This is a genomic window from Sporosarcina ureae (genome assembly GCF_002101375.1).
GTDB lineage: Bacteria > Bacillota > Bacilli > Bacillales_A > Planococcaceae > Sporosarcina > Sporosarcina ureae_B.
In genome coordinates this window covers 1,948,232-1,966,574 of record NZ_CP015207.1, presented here as the reverse complement: position 1 = coordinate 1,966,574, position 18,343 = coordinate 1,948,232, and the positions used below count along the sequence as shown (strand labels likewise).

The window sequence follows — 18,343 nt, the reverse complement described above, 5'->3', positions numbered from 1 at the left end:
GATGATTTCTAGTATACCATTTCATCACGTCAGAATAGGCGCGTGGCCGCAATCAATAAAATAATCACCCCACTCATAAATGTTCCGAATTGCCCTACTGACATCTTGCCAATCCGCACGCCTGCCAGTTTCGTGCCTAGCCCCACACCAATTGACAATGTAATATAACTGCCAACAGCGGCTGATAATGCGATGGCAATCGGTGACAATGCCAAAAGACCTGCTCCGATACCATTCGTTAACGCATTCGCAGATAGCGCAATACCAAGCAGCAAAGCCTCCCCAAGACTAATATGCGAAGATCCGTCAAAATCCATTTTTTCCGGTTCACTAAATACATTTGCTTGATGTTTTCGTTGTGGACGAAATGCAATAATCATAATGCGTATTCCGATGATGCTAAGTACAGCAAATGCTATAAGATCGGGTAGTATGCCCGGTAACATTTCAGCCAGCCATGCACCGGCAACTATGCCAATCAAACTGAAGATAAAACAAATTGCCGCAATGAGTGCATTTGATGTGAATGGAATTCGTACTCGCTGTACCCCATAAGAAAGTCCAACTCCAAAGTTGTCAATGCTAGATGAAATTGCAAAGCCTGCGATCAGTAGCCAAGTCATTCCGCTCCCCCATTTGGTTTTATCATACTATACGCGCACAATGAAGCAGGCGTGTGTGCGTTAGGCGCGTAAAAGAACCAGCCTTTCCTATGCACGCGGAGGGGCTGGTTTATAGCTGTAGGAAAAGCAGATAAGGGGTGGCTTTTGAATCCGCTACAAACCCCAATTAATATAAGACTTCATTGTAGCTATTACTTGAATTCATGACGTCTTGTACTTAATTTAGGTCAAGACTAGACCACATTGCCAACGCATTGAGCGGTTGCCCAGCCATTATGATCGCTTGCAAAGCATGATAGAGCGCTTGTGCATGTGGATAGAGCAGTAATCAAGTGCTATAGAGCGGTTAACCATGAACTATGAGCGGTTGTACGAATTTATGAGCGAAAACTTCCGCAAGCCTACGACAAAGCATCCACCCAGAACATCGCTAAATAGATCCTCGCGCGCTCACTTTATTAAAAAAAAACGTCTTTCCCTTACTTACAAGGAAAGACGGGTCATTATTCATCTTCATCTGGGTGTAGGCAAAACCATTTCCTTCGCAACGGATACACCTGTACGAATCGCCGCTTTTCCTACTGCATGTGCAACAATCGTCGGGATACGGTCATCAAATGGATCCGGAATGATGTAATCATCACGGAGATCTTCATCCTTGATCAAGTCTGCAATCGCGTACGTCGCTGCAAGCTTCATCTCTTCGTTGATCTCTGTCGCTCTAACGTCTAGTGCTCCACGGAAGATACCAGGGAACGCCAAGACGTTGTTGACCTGATTAGGATAATCGGAACGGCCTGTCGCAATAATACGCACACCATACTCATCTGCCAATTCAGGCTTCAACTCAGGTATTGGATTCGCCAGTCCGAATACGATAGGATCTGTATTCATTAGTGCAATCAATTCCTTCGTCAGCAAGTTTGCTACAGATACACCGACGAATACGTCAGCACCCTTCATTGCAGCTGCTAATGAACCTTCGATTTTATCGAGATTTGTGACGCGTGACATTTCATGCTTAATGTCATTCATCGCATTCTCGCGCCCTTCAAAAATAATACCTTTCGAATCGCACATGATAATGTTTTTGAAGCCCATATTCAACAATAGTTTCGTAATCGCAACTCCAGCGGCACCGGCACCATTCAAGACGATTTTCACATCTTCTTTTTCTTTTCCAACTACTTTTAATGCATTAAGTAACCCTGCACCCACTACGATTGCCGTGCCATGCTGATCATCATGGAAGATTGGAATATTACACTCTTCACGCAATCTGCGTTCAATTTCGAAACAACGAGGAGCTGATATATCTTCGAGGTTTATACCACCAAATGTTGGGCTCATTGCTTTTACGATGTTGACAATTTCATCGACATCTTTTGTATCCAGACAAATCGGGAATGCGTCAATCCCTGCAAATTGCTTCAGCAATAGAGCTTTCCCTTCCATTACCGGCAAAGCTGCTTCAGGGCCGATATCTCCAAGTCCAAGTACAGCCGTTCCGTCTGTCACAACTGCAACCAAATTCCCTTTAATTGTATATTCATATGCAAGAGATGGGTCTTGAGCGATTTCTACACAAGGCTCAGCAACTCCTGGTGAGTACGCCAAACTCAAATCCTCTTTATTTTCTAATGGCACCTTCGAAACCACTTCCATTTTTCCATTGTGAATTTGATGCATGTGTAAAGAAGATTTGTATTTCCTGTTCATAATATCGCTCTCCCTATCTGGTTTTTTATTGTTCAAACGTGTTGGTAGTGATTATAAGCGCAAACGCAAAGCAAATACAAGTAGCAATATTCTGGCAACTACCAAAATCAAGAAATCGTAAGCGGTTACATCACCTATACAACGGGTTTTTCAGCGCTTTAAAAAAAAATGAAAAAAGTTTTGACTTTTATGCTTTTTCGTAGTATGTGAAACCTTTCACTTTTTATTTTACACCTTGTGAAGCCCTTCACTAAAGGCTTTTGTGAATATATTCACAAAAAGAAAAATGATACTCAAAAGTGATATATGGATGTAGTATGTGAAAAACTTCACTTTTTAATTGAGGAAAAGTATTGAAGTGTATTTGGTGCTTCACGCGTCGGAAAAGGTAGTATATGTAAATTGGACGACGGATTTCATTCTGATTACTTGCTTAGGTTAAGTTCATTTACATGTTATTGTTCTGAAAATAACATACTAAATTACATTTAGAGAAAATTATTCATCAAAAAACTCACAGCAGATTCATCCACTGTGAGTTTTCGTTAAAAACTTAATATTTTTATCAAACTCGTTTAGCTTTCCATCTGTTTCGCCAGGAAGTTGGCCGCTGTCTCTGCAGCTTTTTGCTCGACCTCTCCAACAAAATGAACTTTTGACAGCAAGTAAACTGCACCGATAGCGTCGCCATTTGTAATGATAGGTACAATACAATAAGACTTAATCTGCTCTACTTGGCCTGGTACCCATTCTACCGTCTTCTCATGCTTTTCCATGACAGTAGATCGGCCGTTCAGAATTTCTTCGCATATCGGTGCCAACTGTCGGTTCATATAGTCCTTCTTGGCAAGACCCGCTACCGCTAGCATCTCATCGCGGTCACTGATTAGTGCAGGTGTACCAATCGTTTCATAAAGTGATTCTGCATATTCTACCGCAAATTCGCCAAGCTCTGAAATAGGTGAATATTTCTTTAAAATGACTTCCCCTTCTCGATCAGTGAATATCTCCAAAGGGTCCCCCTCACGAATGCGAAGTGTCCTTCTAATTTCTTTCGGTATAACTACTCTTCCCAAGTCATCAATTCTGCGGACAATACCCGTTGCTTTCATGTATAATGCCTCACTTTCTCGAAATTAAATGTATTTCTGAGAATAGTATGCATCAACATTGGTCATTTTATGCAATCAAGGTGTTACAAGGTATCCTTAGATTCTACTTCCTTTGCTGTTTCCTGCATGGTGTGTACCATGTCTTCTACCATATCGAATTCCGTAAACTGCTTGGACTTTTTTTCATTCACGGTTATGGTAATTTGTCCGTTGTCGATTGTCAATCCAACCGCATGGCCGAACTTCAATGAACGTTCCATCAGTTTTGCACCGTCAGCACGAGCCGTTCCTTCTGCCGACAAGCGGATTTCCACTATTCCCTGTACATTTTTAATGGATATTACACCAGCGTCACGACCCCACGCTTTCATACGTCCAACGCGGAGCAATAAATCGGCTTCGAATGGCATATCACCGAAACGGTCGATCATCTCGTCAACAAGCTCTAGATAATCCTCATCGCCAGTAATTGCTTTTACACGTTTATACATTTGGATTTTTTGATAACCATCCTGAATGTATGATTCAGGAAGATAGGCATTGATAGGCAAGGAGATTTCGACATCTGCTTTGTCTTCTTTTACGACACCTGTCTGTCTTTCTTCAATCGCTTCTTGTAGTAACTGCGAATACAGATCGAAACCAACCGAGTCAATGAATCCATGTTGCTGCGAACCAAGTAAATTCCCTGCACCCCGAATGGATAGATCACGCATAGCAATTTTAAAACCAGAGCCAAGCTCAGTGAACTCTTTGATTGCTTGTAAACGATTTTCTGCAACTTCTGTTAACACTTTATCGCGCTGATAGAGCATATAGCTGTATGCCACGCGATTGGAACGACCGACTCGGCCACGTAGTTGATAAAGCTGTGAAAGTCCCATGCGATCTGCATCATGAACAATTAACGTATTAACGTTTGGAATATCGATTCCGGTTTCGATAATGGTCGTTGTAACGAGCACATCAAATTCTCCTTCGAGAAAACTCAGAATTACTGCTTCGAGGGCCGCCTCACCCATCCGACCATGTGCAGAGGCGATACGCGCTTCTGGTACCAAGTCACGAATTTCCTGAACTTTACGATCCATATCTTCTACACGATTATATAGATAGAAAACTTGTCCGCCGCGTCCCATCTCTCGCTCAATCGCTTCACGAACGAGTCCACCGTTATGTTCCATGACATATGTTTGGACAGGGAAACGATTAGCTGGCGGTGTTTCAATTACTGATAAATCGCGCACTCCGACCATCGACATATGCAAAGTTCTTGGAATGGGAGTTGCAGTCAACGTCAGTACGTCTACATTATTTTTCAACTGCTTCAATTTCTCTTTATGCGTTACTCCAAAACGTTGCTCTTCATCAACAACGAGAAGCCCAAGATCCTGGTAGACTACATCTTTAGACAATAAGCGATGCGTACCAATGACAATGTCAACAGTTCCCGCTTTCAGCCCTTTAATCGTTTCATCCTGCTCTTTCTTAGAACGGAAACGATTGAGTAATGAAACTGTCACAGGATAATCTGCAAAACGCTCTTTCATCGTTTCGAAATGTTGCTGTGCAAGTATCGTAGTCGGCACTAAGAACGCAACTTGTTTACCGTTCGTTACTGCTTTAAACGCCGCACGAATCGCAACTTCCGTTTTTCCGTATCCTACGTCACCGCATAATAATCGATCCATAGGCCGTATACGTTCCATATCTTTCTTAATTTCCTCGATGGACTGTAACTGGTCCTGTGTCTCTTCGTATGGAAAAGCATTTTCGAATGAACGCTGCAAATCATCGTCTTCACTAAAAGCAAAGCCTTTTTCTGCTTCTCGTCTAGCGTATAATTTGATCAAGTCATCCGCAATATCTTGAATGGCCGCCGTTACTTTACGTTTAGTTTTTACCCAATCTGTACCGCCAAGTTTATGTAGCTTTGGCTCTTTCTCTCCTGTAGCGACATACTTTTGAATTAAATCAATCTGATCAGCAGGCACGAAGAGTTTATCCTCACCACGATAACGAATATCTAGGTAGTCTTTCTGGATGCCTTTAACATCCAATGTAACGACACCATAGTATTTCCCAATACCGTGATGCACGTGGACGATATGGTCACCTGGCTTGATCTCTGAATAACTTTTGATCCGTTCGGCATTCGTGAGTTTAGGGGGGCGCGCTTTGCGTTTTGGCTTACCAGTAAACAATTCCGCGTCCGTAATGACAGCAAGCTTCTGAAACGGCAATTCAAAACCTACTGATAAATCCCCTTCTATAATGGACAACACACCATCTTTGTTCGGCTTGCCGTTAATCGCCGCTTCTATATCATACTCTCGTAAAATCTCTTGAATTGCCTTCATTCTATCGGTTGAAGAAGCCAAAAGAAAAACGTTATAGTTCGCTTGTTGCCAACGCTCTATTTCACTTTTCAATAGAGGCATCTGACTATGAAACTGTTGCATCGGCTTACAAGAAATCGAAATAGACTTCTTGATAGTGAAGCCAGGTACTGAGCGTGTAAACAAAGATAAGTAGAGTCGCTGCTGATTCATATCCGCAAGTACTTGCTCGTAATTCCATGCGAGTTTCGTATCGTGTAACATTTTACCGTCTTCGAGCATCGCAAGCTGGAATTCCTGCTCTTCCGACTCCAGTGTAGCTACAGATTCTTGTATTCGACCCAACTCATCAAAGATTATGATACCATTTGCAGGGAAGTAGTCAGTCAGCATGGCGCTTGTTCCGGAAGAAAATGAAGCATATTTCTTCATTGTATCTGGCACAATTCCATCTTTCATCATGCCGATATCTTGCATGATCGACATCAATAACTGCTGCTGTAATTCTTCACTTTTGATTTTGGCTAGACTTTCACCAAGCGCTTGCTCCACCTTTTGTGAAACTTGCTGTAACTCTCCAGGCGTCCATATGAATTCGGTCGCCGGCAATAACGTAATCGAGTCTAATTTTCCTGTTGAACGCTGATCTTCTGCCGAAAATGTTCGAATGGAATCAATTGTCGTATCGAATAACTCAATACGAACAGGTTCTGTCATCGTTAGCGGATAAATATCCAGTATGCCACCGCGCAACGCAAATTCGCCCGGTGCACTCACCAGGTCTTTTCGGATATAGCCCATGGATACTAGATTTTCCAGCCAGACACCTATATCAATCTCTTCATCTGTTGAAGCTGTTACGTAATGTGCCAACCATCGTTCCTTTGACGGCAACAATTTTCGCAAACCTGCAACGGGTGTAATATAAATACCACTGCCTATACGCGCCATATGATCCAATGTGTCTATTCTGCCCGCACGTAGTTCATAACTTGCAAAAGAAAAGTCTGCCGCAACAAGTTCTTCTGCGGTGTATAAGTGAATATGTTCGTCACCGACTAATTTACTCAATTCCTCATACGTTCGCTGTGCTTGAAGCATATTTGGTGAAACAATTAAGACAGGGCGTGTCAGTGACTGCTGAATCAATTTAAAAAAGATCGCTTTGGATCCCCCTGCAAGACCTGTGATCAACTGCTGATCCTGCCCGTCTTCCAAGTCATTCAGCAAGCCTTGAATCTCTTTCTCTTCTAGAAAAAGCTGTTCTATTACTCCCACTCGACTACTCCTCCTTATCTATTAACTTAGTCTATCTCTATATATCGAACAGAATGCTTTATGCACAAAAAGCTTTGGCTATTAGCGCCAAAGCATCTGTTACTTATTGTAACCATTTTTTTAAGGTGTAATAATCCGGAAACGCCTGCAATGATTGCTCACAGTGTTCACAAATACATCGTATATGCAGGCCACCATCTGGGTCTACAGACAAAAATGTATTTTTATCTGTATTGTCTATTTGACTCAAAGTATCTTTTGCCGATTCGAATGGAATGGAGCCGATCTCCGTATGACAGTGATTGCACGAATAACGGATCATATTCTCTTCACCTTCCTTTTTCAAAGTATAGGCAAAGAATTGACATATTATGCTTTTCCGTTAAATTTATTCATCACTTCAAGAAATGGTTTCTTTTTCATTGTCCATTCTTCACAGGCGTCTGCACTCTTTTGTATCGCGTCTTCAATCAACGGTTGCTCGTCGTTGCTAAAAGGAGATAATACATAATCAGCGACCTTCATACCGCCTGTAGGACGATCGACGCCCATACGAATACGATTGAATTCAGAAGTACCTAGATGTGCAATGAGTGACTTCATACCATTATGGCCACCCGCACTTCCCTTTTGACGAAGTCGGATTTTCCCTGCCGGCAAATCCAAGTCATCGTATAATACGACTATTTCTTCGTCGTCCACTTCAAAGTAATCCGCTAAGGGACGGACACATTCACCCGATAAGTTCATATAAGTCATAGGCTTTAATAATATTATTTTACCTTCAGCCGTATGGACAGTCGTAAATTGACCATTGAATTTTTGCTGGAATGCTGGGGCTTGCCATCGCTTAGCCAATTCATCAATGACTTGAAAACCGATATTATGACGCGTGTTTTCGTAGTTTTTCCCGGGATTTCCGAGACCAATTAGTAATTTCATGTTCTTCTCTTCCTTTTCTAAACAATATATATACATAGAAAAGGAGCGCACGGTTCAAACTCGTGCGCCCATTTTGTAACTTATTTCTCTTCTTTATCTTCACCGATTACTTCCGGCTCAGCTTCAGTGCTTTCAGTAGCTTCATCTAATGCTTCCATTTCTTCTTCAGTACGTGGAGCAGAAATAGTTACTAACCCTACTTCGTCCTCAGTCAAGATTTCAAACTTCACTTTTTCGCGGATATCACTAACAAGAATTGTTTCACCAATTTCAAGTTCTGAAACATCTACGTCGATATGTTCAGGAATGTCAGATGGCTTTACGCGAATTGTAACTTCCCATACCGGTTGTTGAATTGTTCCGCCTGCTTTTTCACCTGGCGCGTCCCCAACAAGGTTGATCGCTACATCTACTTCAAGCTCTTCTGTCATATTGATCGCCAAGAAGTCAGCGTGTGTAAGGAAACCAGTCAAAACGTCAGACTGATAATCGTTTAATACGACGTTTACATCGTTGCCGTCAACAGTCAATTTGATTACACCGTTTCTTCCTGTTTCACGAAGTGTGTCTAGAAGATCACGTTCTTTTACCGCGATTGGCGTGCTTTCTGTTTTATAACCGTATACTACTGAAGGAATCCAACCGCTTTTTCTTAATTCGCTTACTGTCTTCTTATCAGTTTCTCTTAAGTTCGACTTAATTGTGCTCATTTGTACAGTCACCTATCCTATCATTAAGTTTTTTATACATCTTTGAATATTCAATATCAGAAGATATCAGTTAACTATTCATCATTCAAATAATGTACTTACAGACTTATTCTCAAACACACGAATGATTGCAGATGCCAACAATGGCGCAATCGATAGTTGTTTGATTTTTGGAGATTGTTTACTTTCCGGCAATTTAATAGAATTCGTAATCACTAATTGCTTGATTTGAGAATTATTAATGCGCTCAATCGCTGGTCCGGATAAAACAGGGTGTGAACAACAAGCATACACTTCTTTTGCTCCACTTTCAATTAGAGCGCTCGCAGCAATGGTTATAGTTCCGGCTGTATCGATAATATCATCAATTAAAATGGCCGTTTTTCCTTCTACATTGCCAACAATATTCATCACTTCCGCTACGTTCGGACGTGGGCGACGCTTATCGATTATTGCAATTGGTGCTTTCATACGATCCGCCATTTTACGCGCACGCGTTACACCGCCATGGTCAGGTGAAACGATAACAAGATCATCGCCTGCTAATCCTTGATTCTGGAAGTATTCCGTTAGGATGGGTTCTGCAATCAAGTGATCGATTGGAATGTCGAAGAAACCTTGTATTTGTGGCGCGTGCAAGTCTACTGCAATTACACGATCAGCGCCTGCCTTTTCTAGTAAGTTTGCAACTAATTTAGCCGTTATAGGTTCACGTGAACTCGCTTTACGGTCTTGGCGTGCATACCCGTAATATGGCATAACCACGTTAATCGTACGCGCAGATGCACGCATTAAGGCATCTAACATAATGAGAAGCTCCATTAAGTTATCGTTGACCGGATTAGAAGTTGATTGAATAACAAATACTTCACAGCCACGGATGCTTTCATCGATATTGATTTGAATTTCCCCGTCACTAAAACGTTTGACTGAGAGCTTGCCGAGCGGAAGCCCGACTTGATCTGCTACTTCTTTTGCAAGTGGTTCGTTCGCAGTTAAAGAAAAGATTTTCAGTTTGTCGTTTGGATATTGATTTGCCATGATGGCCCTCCTGTTAGTTGGGTAAGATTAGTTTTTTACGTATCCTTCTTTATTCTCTTGCCGAACACGTGCAATTGCAAGTGAATTTTCTGGAACATTTTTTGTGACTGTGGATCCCGCTGCCACAATCGCATTCTTTCCTATCGTGACCGGTGCGACCAAATTGGCATTGCAGCCAATAAATGCATTGTCTTCAATCTCTGTTTTGTACTTGTTTTTCCCATCGTAATTCACTGTAATCGTACCACAGCCAACATTAACATTCTTGCCTATTTCTGTATCCCCTATGTAACTGAGGTGGGAAACTTTACTTTCGTCACCAAGTTGAGATTTTTTCACCTCAACGAAGTTGCCTACTTTCACATGATCACCAAGCTGTGTTTCGGGTCGTAAGTGCGCAAATGGACCGACGGCAGTCTGATTTCCAACTTTACTATCACGAACGACTGACGAATGAATCATCGTGTTGTCGCCCACTGTACTGTTTTGGATATGACTATTGGGACCAATGACACATTGTGAACCGATTTTTGTAGCACCCTCAATCAGTACACCAGGTTGGATAACAGTATCACGTCCTATTTCCGCTTCTGCACTGATCACTGTCTGCTCAGGGCTGATGATTGTGACACCGTTACGCATGTGCTTCTCCGCAATCAATTGGCGCATACTTTTTTCAGCTTGTGCCAGCGCCACGCGATCATTGACGCCCAGTGTTTCATGGAAATCTGGCGTCGTATAAGCAGAAATTCGCTGTCCTTCAGATTTCAAAATCCCTAATACATCCGGAAGATAATACTCACCTTGCGCATTGTCGTTATTCACTTTTTTCAGTGTGTCGAATAACACACGATTATCGAAGCAATACGTGCCTGTATTAATTTCCTTAACAAGACGCTCACTATCATTCGTATCTTTATGTTCGACGTTTCGCATTACGTCACCATTCTCTGCACGGATGATGCGGCCATAACCCGTTGGATCATCTGCAATTGCAGTAAGTATTGTCGCCTTCGCTTCCGTTTCATGGTGGTGTGCGAGGAGTGCTGCCATTGTCTCAGTACTAATTAACGGTGTATCCCCACAGACGACGAGCGTAGTACCTTCAAGGTCTGCAAGTACACTCTCAGCTTGTTGCACGGCATGTGCTGTGCCCAGTTGTTGTGCTTGTAGCGCATATTCACTTTTGTTGCCCAGCGTCTGCTCTACCATCTCGGCACCATGACCGACAATCGTGACGATCCGATCTGAGCGGAGATCACGAATGTGATCGATTACGTGCTCCACCATTGGCTTTCCACAGACAGGATGAAGTACTTTATAAAGATCCGACTTCATTCGCGTGCCCTGTCCCGCTGCCAGGACGATCGCATATGTATTTGTCATCTGTCAGCCTCCATCCTTATTTGATAAATTCATAATTGACTATATCGGAAATGACTGATTTTTTCAAGCATATCCCCTTGACAATTACATAACTTTATTTTATGATTGTTAATCTTTTTGTGATTATATTGGCATAGCGATAATAATAGTGGTAGGTAATTATAGAGGAAGCGTTCAAAAATGCAAGTAATTAGGAGTAGGCGGGAATTTGTAAGTACGAGGGGATGGAAGCGCCAGTTGGCGGATGCTTTCTTCATGAATCTGCGGTAGGGACGGCTTTTGCGAGTAAAAGCGAAGCATTAGGAGCACATCTTTGCACTCAATCCCTACTCCCCTACTGCTACCCGCTTCTCCACTTCCATTTCAAGACAATAATAAGGCCATCTACTCGAATAGATGGCCTTTTGATAGATACGAAGAATGGAAACGCTTTCTCTAACGATATAAATTATAGAACAGCCTCTTGTAATTCCCCTTGCTGTTCGTCTACTCGATGATAAGCCGCTAGAATGGACTCCTGTACTTTTGTCCGTGCATCTGAATTAATCGGATGCGCCACATCACGGAACTCCCCATCCGGTGTGCGTTTGCTAGGCATTGCCACAAATAATCCGTCATTCCCCTCGATAACTCGGATATCATGGATAACAAACTGATCGTTAAGCGTAATGGAAGCAATTGCTCTCATTCTACCTTCCGTGTCTACCTTGCGTAATCTCACATCTGTGATTTCCATTTTCCCCACTCCCTTGTTGTCGTTTTCACACTGAACGTATTCTAGGTTAGTTGGCACGATGAATTTTTTAACCATAATACTGGTGCTGATTCTATAATACTAGTTTTTCAGTCGAATGAAAATAGAATCTTTTGTGAATTTTTTAATATTTGTATATTCCTTCAAATATACAGCTACTTTCCACCTACTCATTCTCTACTAACAAGAAAACCCGACCTGATCTAGATTACGTCAGGTCGGGCTTCACATTCAATTACTTACAAAGCGCGATTGCTTCGATTTCTACTCGTACATCTTTTGGAAGACGGGCCACTTCCACTGTCGAGCGAGCCGGTTTATGCTCCCCAAAGTGTTCTTCATAAATGGCATTTAGCGCTCCAAATTCATTCATGTCTTGAATAAATACTGTGGTTTTAATGACTTGTTGTAAGCTTGAACCCGCTTCTTCCAGTACTTTGCTCAAGTTTTGAAGAACTTGATTTGTCTGTGCTTCTATTCCGCCACTTACTACTTCACCAGCAAGCGTCAAAGGAATCTGTCCTGACGTGTACACTACACCGTTCACTTTTACTGCTTGTGAATAAGGTCCAATTGCCTGTGGTGCTTGTTCTGTTTTTACATATTCCATAACTCATTACCGCCCCTCGTGAAATAATTCCCTTCTTCCAACTCGATCTTGCGGTGTTTCTCATCGACAGCATGCAGTTTCACTAATGAAAGATAATCATCAACCAGAACTTCTTCAAGATGTTCAGCTTCTACTAGGACCGCCACACCGCCAAGTTCACAGTTGAATTCTTCAAGCAAGCTCTTCATACCTTGCATCGTGCCGCCCACTTTCATAAAGTCATCTGTCAACAATACTTTTTGACCGCTCTGCATACTTCTCTTTGACAGTACCATTGTTTGGATCCTACGGGCAGAACCAGAAACGTAATTAATGCTGACAGTAGGACCTTCCGTCACTTTGCTGTCCCGTCTAACTACGATTACAGGCACGTTTAAATGACGGGCTATCGCATGGGCAATCGGAATACCTTTCGTCGCAACTGTCATGATTGCATCGATTTCTTTATCAAAAAAAGCTGTCGCAATCACTTTGCCAATTCGATCAAGAAAACGAGGATTCCCCAATAGGTCAGTCATATACAAATAACCGCCAGGAAGCAATCGATCCGATTTCCTGAGTTCATTCATTAGTAAATGAATGACTTCCTTTACCTCTTCACGACCGACCAACGGAATATATTTAATACCGCCAGCAGCGCCTGAAATCGTCACTAAACGACCCGTACTACTCTCTTCAAATGTCTCTTTCAAAATACCAAGATCTTCACTAATTGAGGACTTGGCCGCTGAATACCGGTTCGAAAAAAACGTCAAAGAAATGAGTGTGTGCGGATTTTCCAGCAAATGACGTGTCATATCGACAAGCCTTTCACTTCTTTTCCATTTCATATAATACCGACTCCTAAATCCGAATGATTTATAAGTACATTATCATAATTGTCCGGCATTAATCAACTACAATAGGTTCCCCAAGCATACGCACTGCATGCACATCATGGCAAAACCCTTTTAAAGCATTGACAATTCTTGGCACACGCGATTCGTGTTTTACCAGTCCAAATACCGTCGGACCGCTACCGCTCATTAAAACAGCATCCGCGCCAAAACGCTCCATTTGTTCCTTGAGTATGATGACTTCCTCATGAAGACCCATCGTTACAGGCTCCAGCACATTGCCTAGTGATGCACACATCTTGTCATAATCACTCTCTTGCAACGCTTCTATCATACGCTCCGTTTGCGGATGCGTGATAGAAGACAAGTTCAACTGACCATAGATATTGCCAGTGGAAACGCCGATTGTCGGTTTCGCCAGCACGACCCAGCAGTTAGGTGGAGCAGGTAGATGCGTAATGTCTTCTCCTCGCCCTCTTGCAATAGCAGTGCCACCATATACACAAAATGATACATCCGATCCAATTTCCGCACCTAGGGTTGCCAGCTGATCCAAAGTTAAGCCCAGTTCCCATAGGCGGTTTAATCCACGAAGAGTCGCGGCTGCATCTGAACTACCGCCTGCTAGTCCTGCGGCAATCGGAATATTTTTATCCAGAGTAATTTCAACTCCATAATTCAAGCGATAACGTTTTCTTAATAAATCCGCTGCTTGATACGCCAAGTTTTTGCGATCATTTGGCACAAATCGATGAGATGACTTAATCGTAATGGCGTGATCCGTCGTAGGACGTAGCCAGATACGGTCAGCCAAATCAACCGTTGTCATAATCATCTCGACATCATGATAGCCATCCGGCCTTTTACTCAACACGTCTAATGTTAAGTTGATTTTCGCAGGCGCCTTTTCGTAAATCATGATAAAAGCTCCCTCCCCACTGCATTGTTCTTGCTCATATATTACCACAGAATGAATAGAACATAAGGGGATTAAATAAAAAAAAGAACTGCAAAGCCTTTGCAGTTTACTTTGTTACGAGAATTTCCGTTCTACAGTTCTGTAGTCGAGCATTCTTACAGTTAGTTTTGAATACTTTAAATTTCATTTGTTATTTGCGTAAGATCTTTTCCATCGCTTTACCCTTCGCCAACTCATCAATCAGTTTATCTAAATAACGTATTTCTCGCATCGTGGATTCTTCAATATCCTCCACTCTAACACCACATATTACCCCTTTGATTAGTCCCCGTGAAGAATTCATCTTAGGAGCTTCAGCAAAGAACGTCTCAAAGTCTGTCTGTTTTTCTATTTGTACTTCCAGCTCTTCTTGGCTGTATCCCGTCAACCAACGAATGATTTCCTCGACTTCCGATTTTGTGCGTCCTTTTTTCTCTGCCTTTTTAATATAGAGCGGGTAAACCTTGGCAAAACTCATTGTATAAATCTTATGTGTCGTCATCGTTACCCTCCAATCGTCTGTCACGTATGATAGTTTCAACTTGTAAAACGATTCGCGACAGCAAAGCTGCGGCATTTCGTCTCGCACTTAAGCGAGGTGACTGTCCGCTCCAAAGATGGATCCATTGGGGACGATTTTGCTTGGCCGCTTCACTTCGAATTCCTGCTGTCAATGTGTTCATTATAGGATAATCCGGTAAATCTTCTTCGTAAGGTTTTATTTCACGGATAAAGTCATTTTGAATGCCCCTTGCTGGTTTACCACTAAATACCGATGTGATGACAGTTTGATCTTCCGTGCTTGTGAGAATAGCATCGATATGTTGTGTTTTCGCTCCGCTTTCAACTGCCGTTACAAAAGCAGTCCCCATTTGAACCGCTTGTGCTCCGAGTGTAAGAGCTGCTAAGACACCTCTTCCATCCATAATGCCTCCAGCAGCAATAACCGGAATCTGGACATGGTCTACAGCTTGAGGAATAAGCGACATCGTTCCGATCATAGAATCGCCGAAGCTTCCTGAAAATGTACCACGATGTCCCCCCGCTTCGCTTCCTTGCATCACGACCATATCGACTCCGTATCCTTCATTGATTATAGCTTCTTTCACAGTCGTAGCAGTCCCCATAACGATGATGTTCTCTTCTTTTAATCTTCGGACATTTTCTTTAGACGGCACCCCAAAGGTGAAACTACAAACCGTTATCTCTTCTTCAATTAGGACTTCCACTTGCTTATCAAAGTTCTCGCTAGACACTTGCTTTACATCAGGTTCAGCAATTTGTAACTCTTCACGATAAGGTCGTAATAATTCGTTAGCCTTTCTAATCTTATCTGTGGATACCTCTGCTGTCTCTGGAATAAACAAATTGACTCCGAAAGGCTGATCCGTTAGTGCCTTTATCTTCTTTATCGCTTCTCTCATATCTTCCGCCTTCATATAGCCTGCCCCTAGAGTACCCAAGCCACCCGCATTGGATACAGCAGCTATTAGCTCAGGTGTGGTCGTACCGCCAGCCATTCCTGCTTGAATGATGGGGTATGTAATTCCAAGTTTTTTTGTTACATCATTTTTATTCCACATCTTTACTGCCCCCTCAAAATATTATGTAGCAGTTTTATTGTTTCTCTTTTCTTCACGTCTCATCAATATTTTATTTCCCAACCAATAACCGATTAAAGCAGCCGCTGCCATAAGCGCAATCGATAAAAATGAATTCAAACCCTCAAAAAACAACTCCTTGATCAAGCTGAAGATACCGACAAAGACACCAGCGAATAGTGCACGACCTATATTTCCTTTCTTCACACTTTCTCCTCCTGCCATTCTATAGATCTACACAAGGACTGAGAATTTTCGTACGTATAATGAATGTTCACTCCATCATATCGTAAATCACAGAAAATTGAAGTTCCTATCATCATTTTATGTATTAGAAAAAGTTGCAAAGCCATTTCACTCTGCAACTCTACTAATTCATCTATTACTTTATCATCGAATTCGGTAAGTACACTAAATTTGCCGCTGTACTTACATTGTCATCGTTCACTGTCAGTATCACCACATAGCCGGTCTTTTCCCATCCCGAATTAAACGTAGTTTCATAATCGGTATCAGAATAATAGTCCGCTCCAAATTCACGTTGTGCGTGCTCATTTAATTCATTGTAAATCGCAAACATTTCATCTGAAGTATGATAGTCATCCTCGCCTTCCATAAAATCATACGTTATGAACTGCAATTTGTTGTTTTCGAAGTAATAAATCAAATCGGTGTAGTAATTATACTTTGTAGTTCGATAGATCAATAATCGTTTATTTCCCTCACGTAAATTAGAAAGCAATATTGCCGGCGACTTCGATTCAACACTTATTACTTGAGCAGGATCCATTCCAAAGTGAATTCCTCTCGTCACCATGACTGGCGGCGCAGGTCGAAACGCGGGATCCATGGCTCTTGCTACAAATGCGGCAATATGTGACCGTGTTAGTGTTTCATTTGGTTTAAATGTACCATCTGGATAGCCTGAGGTGATATTTTCAAAGGCCAATTTACGCACCGCATTATAGGCAGTAGAGCCCTTCGGTACGTCTTTAAATCGAATATCTTTTTCTTTCGTCAATTTAAATGCATTTGCAATAAAAGCAGCCATATGTCCACGTGTTACCTTTTGCGTAGGTTTGAACGTACCATCAGGATATCCATTAATAATCCCCGCTTTTACCGCGGAGTTAATATAACCAGAAGAATATCTGCTAGAAGAAACATCTGTAAACTTCGTCTTCGTTTTCTTTCCATCAAGCCCTGTAGCTTTAGCCACCATAATTGCAACTTCTTCACGTGACACTTTGTCATTTAATCCAAAGCGCACACTAGGTTCAATCACTTTGTTTTCCAGCAAATACATAATCGCAGTATAGTTCGGATGATTTTTCGGTACATCTGTAAATATTTTAGTGGAAGCCTGTGTTTTAGAAGCTACTGAAAACGTCAAAACAAGTATTAAAATTATTGCAAAAACATTTTTCATACGTGTTGATCCCCTTTTCGCCATAATATGTAATGACTATATCATGTTAATTAAGCAAAAAGTTGAATATGTTAAAACATGTTGTTTTACTACACAAACATACTAAATTCGCTACATACATCATCATAATTCGTATACATGCATTGGTGTGGTTCTATTTTCTAAGGATTTCAATAGTATATTTTTACTGCACATGCTTCAATAAGTCGGAGTATACTATCAATATTGTGTTGTGCAACACAACGCTGTAAAAGCAATTGAGCACAATATCTTGTTCTAACTAAAACTATAAAATGAACTGCTATAATAGTGTCGTTTTTCGGAAGTTCTGTACAGTAGATGGCAAGAAATAGATCCCCTTCCGAAGTAACCTAAACATACATGTTATCACGTGATCTTCGATGTATGGAATATCGGTGATACACAGAATGCAATTCTACAATGTTATTGAAGTAGACTTCGGTGCAAAACAAGTACTTCCAACCGATCCGGACAAGGCTGTGGACATGACACCTCTTCTTCCAAGCAAACCAAGCGCGATTGTTCCCAGTGATAGTAAACAGTGGAAACGTAAATAATTCCATATGATTGCAGGACCGTCTACAGATTATAATGACTGGTAGATAGCCTTAAAGTTTATCGCAATAAAAGAACTGCAAAGTAATTTCTCCTTTGCAGTTCCATTCGTCAGCCTGTTTTGGATTCTACGGACATTGGTTGGATTATTTTCTTTCCTCCACTTGTCTACTCGCCATTTCAATTGCATGTTTTACCATGTTTCCTGCATCACGTGAGCGGATACCGCCCCAGCCTTCTTTCTGTACTACATCATAGAAGCCAAGCTCTTTCGCGATTTCTACTTTCAATTGATCTGACATGACGCCTTTTCTCGCCATTTTAGTTTCCTCCTTTTCGGCTGACATCTGTAGTCTGCGCCATACAGAGAAAATTACACTTCGATTAGTTAACGTAATAAAAAATCCGCCAGAACGTTCCGGGCGGATT

At 41.7% G+C, this 18,343-nt stretch carries 19 protein-coding genes; 1 reads left to right on the top strand and 18 read right to left on the bottom strand.

What is annotated here, in order from left to right; genetic code table 11:
• Positions 1–29 precede the first annotated feature (29 nt).
• From ytaF to SporoP8_RS09675, 17 genes are all read right to left on the bottom strand, one after another.
• Positions 30–623: a sporulation membrane protein YtaF gene (gene ytaF, locus SporoP8_RS09755; protein WP_085132325.1), complete on the bottom strand. Its 594-nt coding sequence runs from the start codon at positions 621–623 to the stop codon at positions 30–32.
• Between the two features lie 513 nt (positions 624–1,136).
• Positions 1,137–2,342 carry an NAD(P)-dependent malic enzyme gene (locus SporoP8_RS09750; protein ID WP_085132324.1) on the bottom strand — a complete coding sequence of 402 codons (1,206 nt, stop codon included), beginning with the start codon at positions 2,340–2,342 and terminating at the stop codon, positions 1,137–1,139.
• A gap of 575 nt (positions 2,343–2,917) precedes the next feature.
• Complete coding sequence (gene spoVT, locus SporoP8_RS09745; RefSeq protein WP_085132323.1) at positions 2,918–3,454, bottom strand: stage V sporulation protein T; 537 nt, start codon at positions 3,452–3,454, stop codon at positions 2,918–2,920.
• Positions 3,455–3,537: 83 nt separating this feature from the next.
• On the bottom strand, positions 3,538–7,071 hold the full coding sequence (gene mfd / locus SporoP8_RS09740) for a transcription-repair coupling factor (RefSeq protein ID WP_085132322.1): 3,534 nt from the start codon (positions 7,069–7,071) through the stop codon (positions 3,538–3,540).
• A 103-nt stretch (positions 7,072–7,174) separates the two neighbouring features.
• Entirely contained in the window at positions 7,175–7,393 is a 219-nt protein-coding gene (locus tag SporoP8_RS09735; protein WP_085132321.1) for an anti-sigma-F factor Fin, read from the bottom strand.
• Positions 7,394–7,440: 47 nt separating this feature from the next.
• Complete coding sequence (gene pth, locus SporoP8_RS09730) at positions 7,441–8,013, bottom strand: aminoacyl-tRNA hydrolase (RefSeq protein WP_085132320.1); 573 nt, start codon at positions 8,011–8,013, stop codon at positions 7,441–7,443.
• Between the two features lie 80 nt (positions 8,014–8,093).
• Positions 8,094–8,723, bottom strand: a complete 630-nt coding sequence (locus SporoP8_RS09725; protein ID WP_085132319.1) for a 50S ribosomal protein L25/general stress protein Ctc — start codon at positions 8,721–8,723, stop codon at positions 8,094–8,096.
• A gap of 81 nt (positions 8,724–8,804) precedes the next feature.
• The gene (locus SporoP8_RS09720; protein ID WP_085132318.1) at positions 8,805–9,764 is read right to left on the bottom strand and encodes a ribose-phosphate diphosphokinase; all 960 of its coding nucleotides are present in this window, start codon (positions 9,762–9,764) and stop codon (positions 8,805–8,807) included.
• A 27-nt stretch (positions 9,765–9,791) separates the two neighbouring features.
• Complete coding sequence (gene glmU, locus SporoP8_RS09715; RefSeq protein WP_085132317.1) at positions 9,792–11,150, bottom strand: bifunctional UDP-N-acetylglucosamine diphosphorylase/glucosamine-1-phosphate N-acetyltransferase GlmU; 1,359 nt, start codon at positions 11,148–11,150, stop codon at positions 9,792–9,794.
• A 448-nt stretch (positions 11,151–11,598) separates the two neighbouring features.
• The gene (gene spoVG / locus SporoP8_RS09710) at positions 11,599–11,886 is read right to left on the bottom strand and encodes a septation regulator SpoVG (protein ID WP_085132316.1); all 288 of its coding nucleotides are present in this window, start codon (positions 11,884–11,886) and stop codon (positions 11,599–11,601) included.
• Between the two features lie 253 nt (positions 11,887–12,139).
• Complete coding sequence (locus tag SporoP8_RS09705) at positions 12,140–12,514, bottom strand: RidA family protein (RefSeq protein WP_085132315.1); 375 nt, start codon at positions 12,512–12,514, stop codon at positions 12,140–12,142.
• Positions 12,502–13,344, bottom strand: a complete 843-nt coding sequence (purR, locus tag SporoP8_RS09700) for a pur operon repressor (RefSeq protein ID WP_085132314.1) — start codon at positions 13,342–13,344, stop codon at positions 12,502–12,504. Before purR ends, SporoP8_RS09705 begins: the two co-directional genes overlap by 13 nt.
• Before the next feature lie 58 nt (positions 13,345–13,402).
• Entirely contained in the window at positions 13,403–14,269 is an 867-nt protein-coding gene (gene ispE, locus SporoP8_RS09695; protein ID WP_085132313.1) for a 4-(cytidine 5'-diphospho)-2-C-methyl-D-erythritol kinase, read from the bottom strand.
• A 190-nt stretch (positions 14,270–14,459) separates the two neighbouring features.
• A complete protein-coding gene (locus tag SporoP8_RS09690; RefSeq protein ID WP_085132312.1) occupies positions 14,460–14,810 on the bottom strand; it encodes a DUF2200 domain-containing protein in 351 nt (116 codons plus the stop codon).
• Entirely contained in the window at positions 14,797–15,891 is a 1,095-nt protein-coding gene (locus tag SporoP8_RS09685; protein ID WP_085132311.1) for an NAD(P)H-dependent flavin oxidoreductase, read from the bottom strand. Before SporoP8_RS09685 ends, SporoP8_RS09690 begins: the two co-directional genes overlap by 14 nt.
• A 21-nt stretch (positions 15,892–15,912) precedes the next feature.
• Positions 15,913–16,116, bottom strand: coding sequence for a hypothetical protein (locus SporoP8_RS09680; protein WP_099627847.1), 204 nt, complete (start codon positions 16,114–16,116; stop codon positions 15,913–15,915).
• A 175-nt stretch (positions 16,117–16,291) separates the two neighbouring features.
• Entirely contained in the window at positions 16,292–17,338 is a 1,047-nt protein-coding gene (locus SporoP8_RS09675; protein ID WP_158232355.1) for an S-layer homology domain-containing protein, read from the bottom strand.
• A gap of 428 nt (positions 17,339–17,766) precedes the next feature.
• Here SporoP8_RS09675 and SporoP8_RS16540 point away from each other — a divergent pair, with 428 nt between their 5' ends.
• Positions 17,767–17,916 (top strand): hypothetical protein, encoded by a 150-nt coding sequence (locus tag SporoP8_RS16540; RefSeq protein ID WP_157111246.1) that lies wholly within the window; start codon positions 17,767–17,769, stop codon positions 17,914–17,916.
• A 144-nt stretch (positions 17,917–18,060) separates the two neighbouring features.
• On the opposite strand, the gene SporoP8_RS09670 is transcribed toward SporoP8_RS16540, so the two are convergent.
• Positions 18,061–18,234, bottom strand: a complete 174-nt coding sequence (locus tag SporoP8_RS09670) for a small, acid-soluble spore protein, alpha/beta type (protein WP_085132308.1) — start codon at positions 18,232–18,234, stop codon at positions 18,061–18,063.
• Positions 18,235–18,343: the final 109 nt, after the last annotated feature.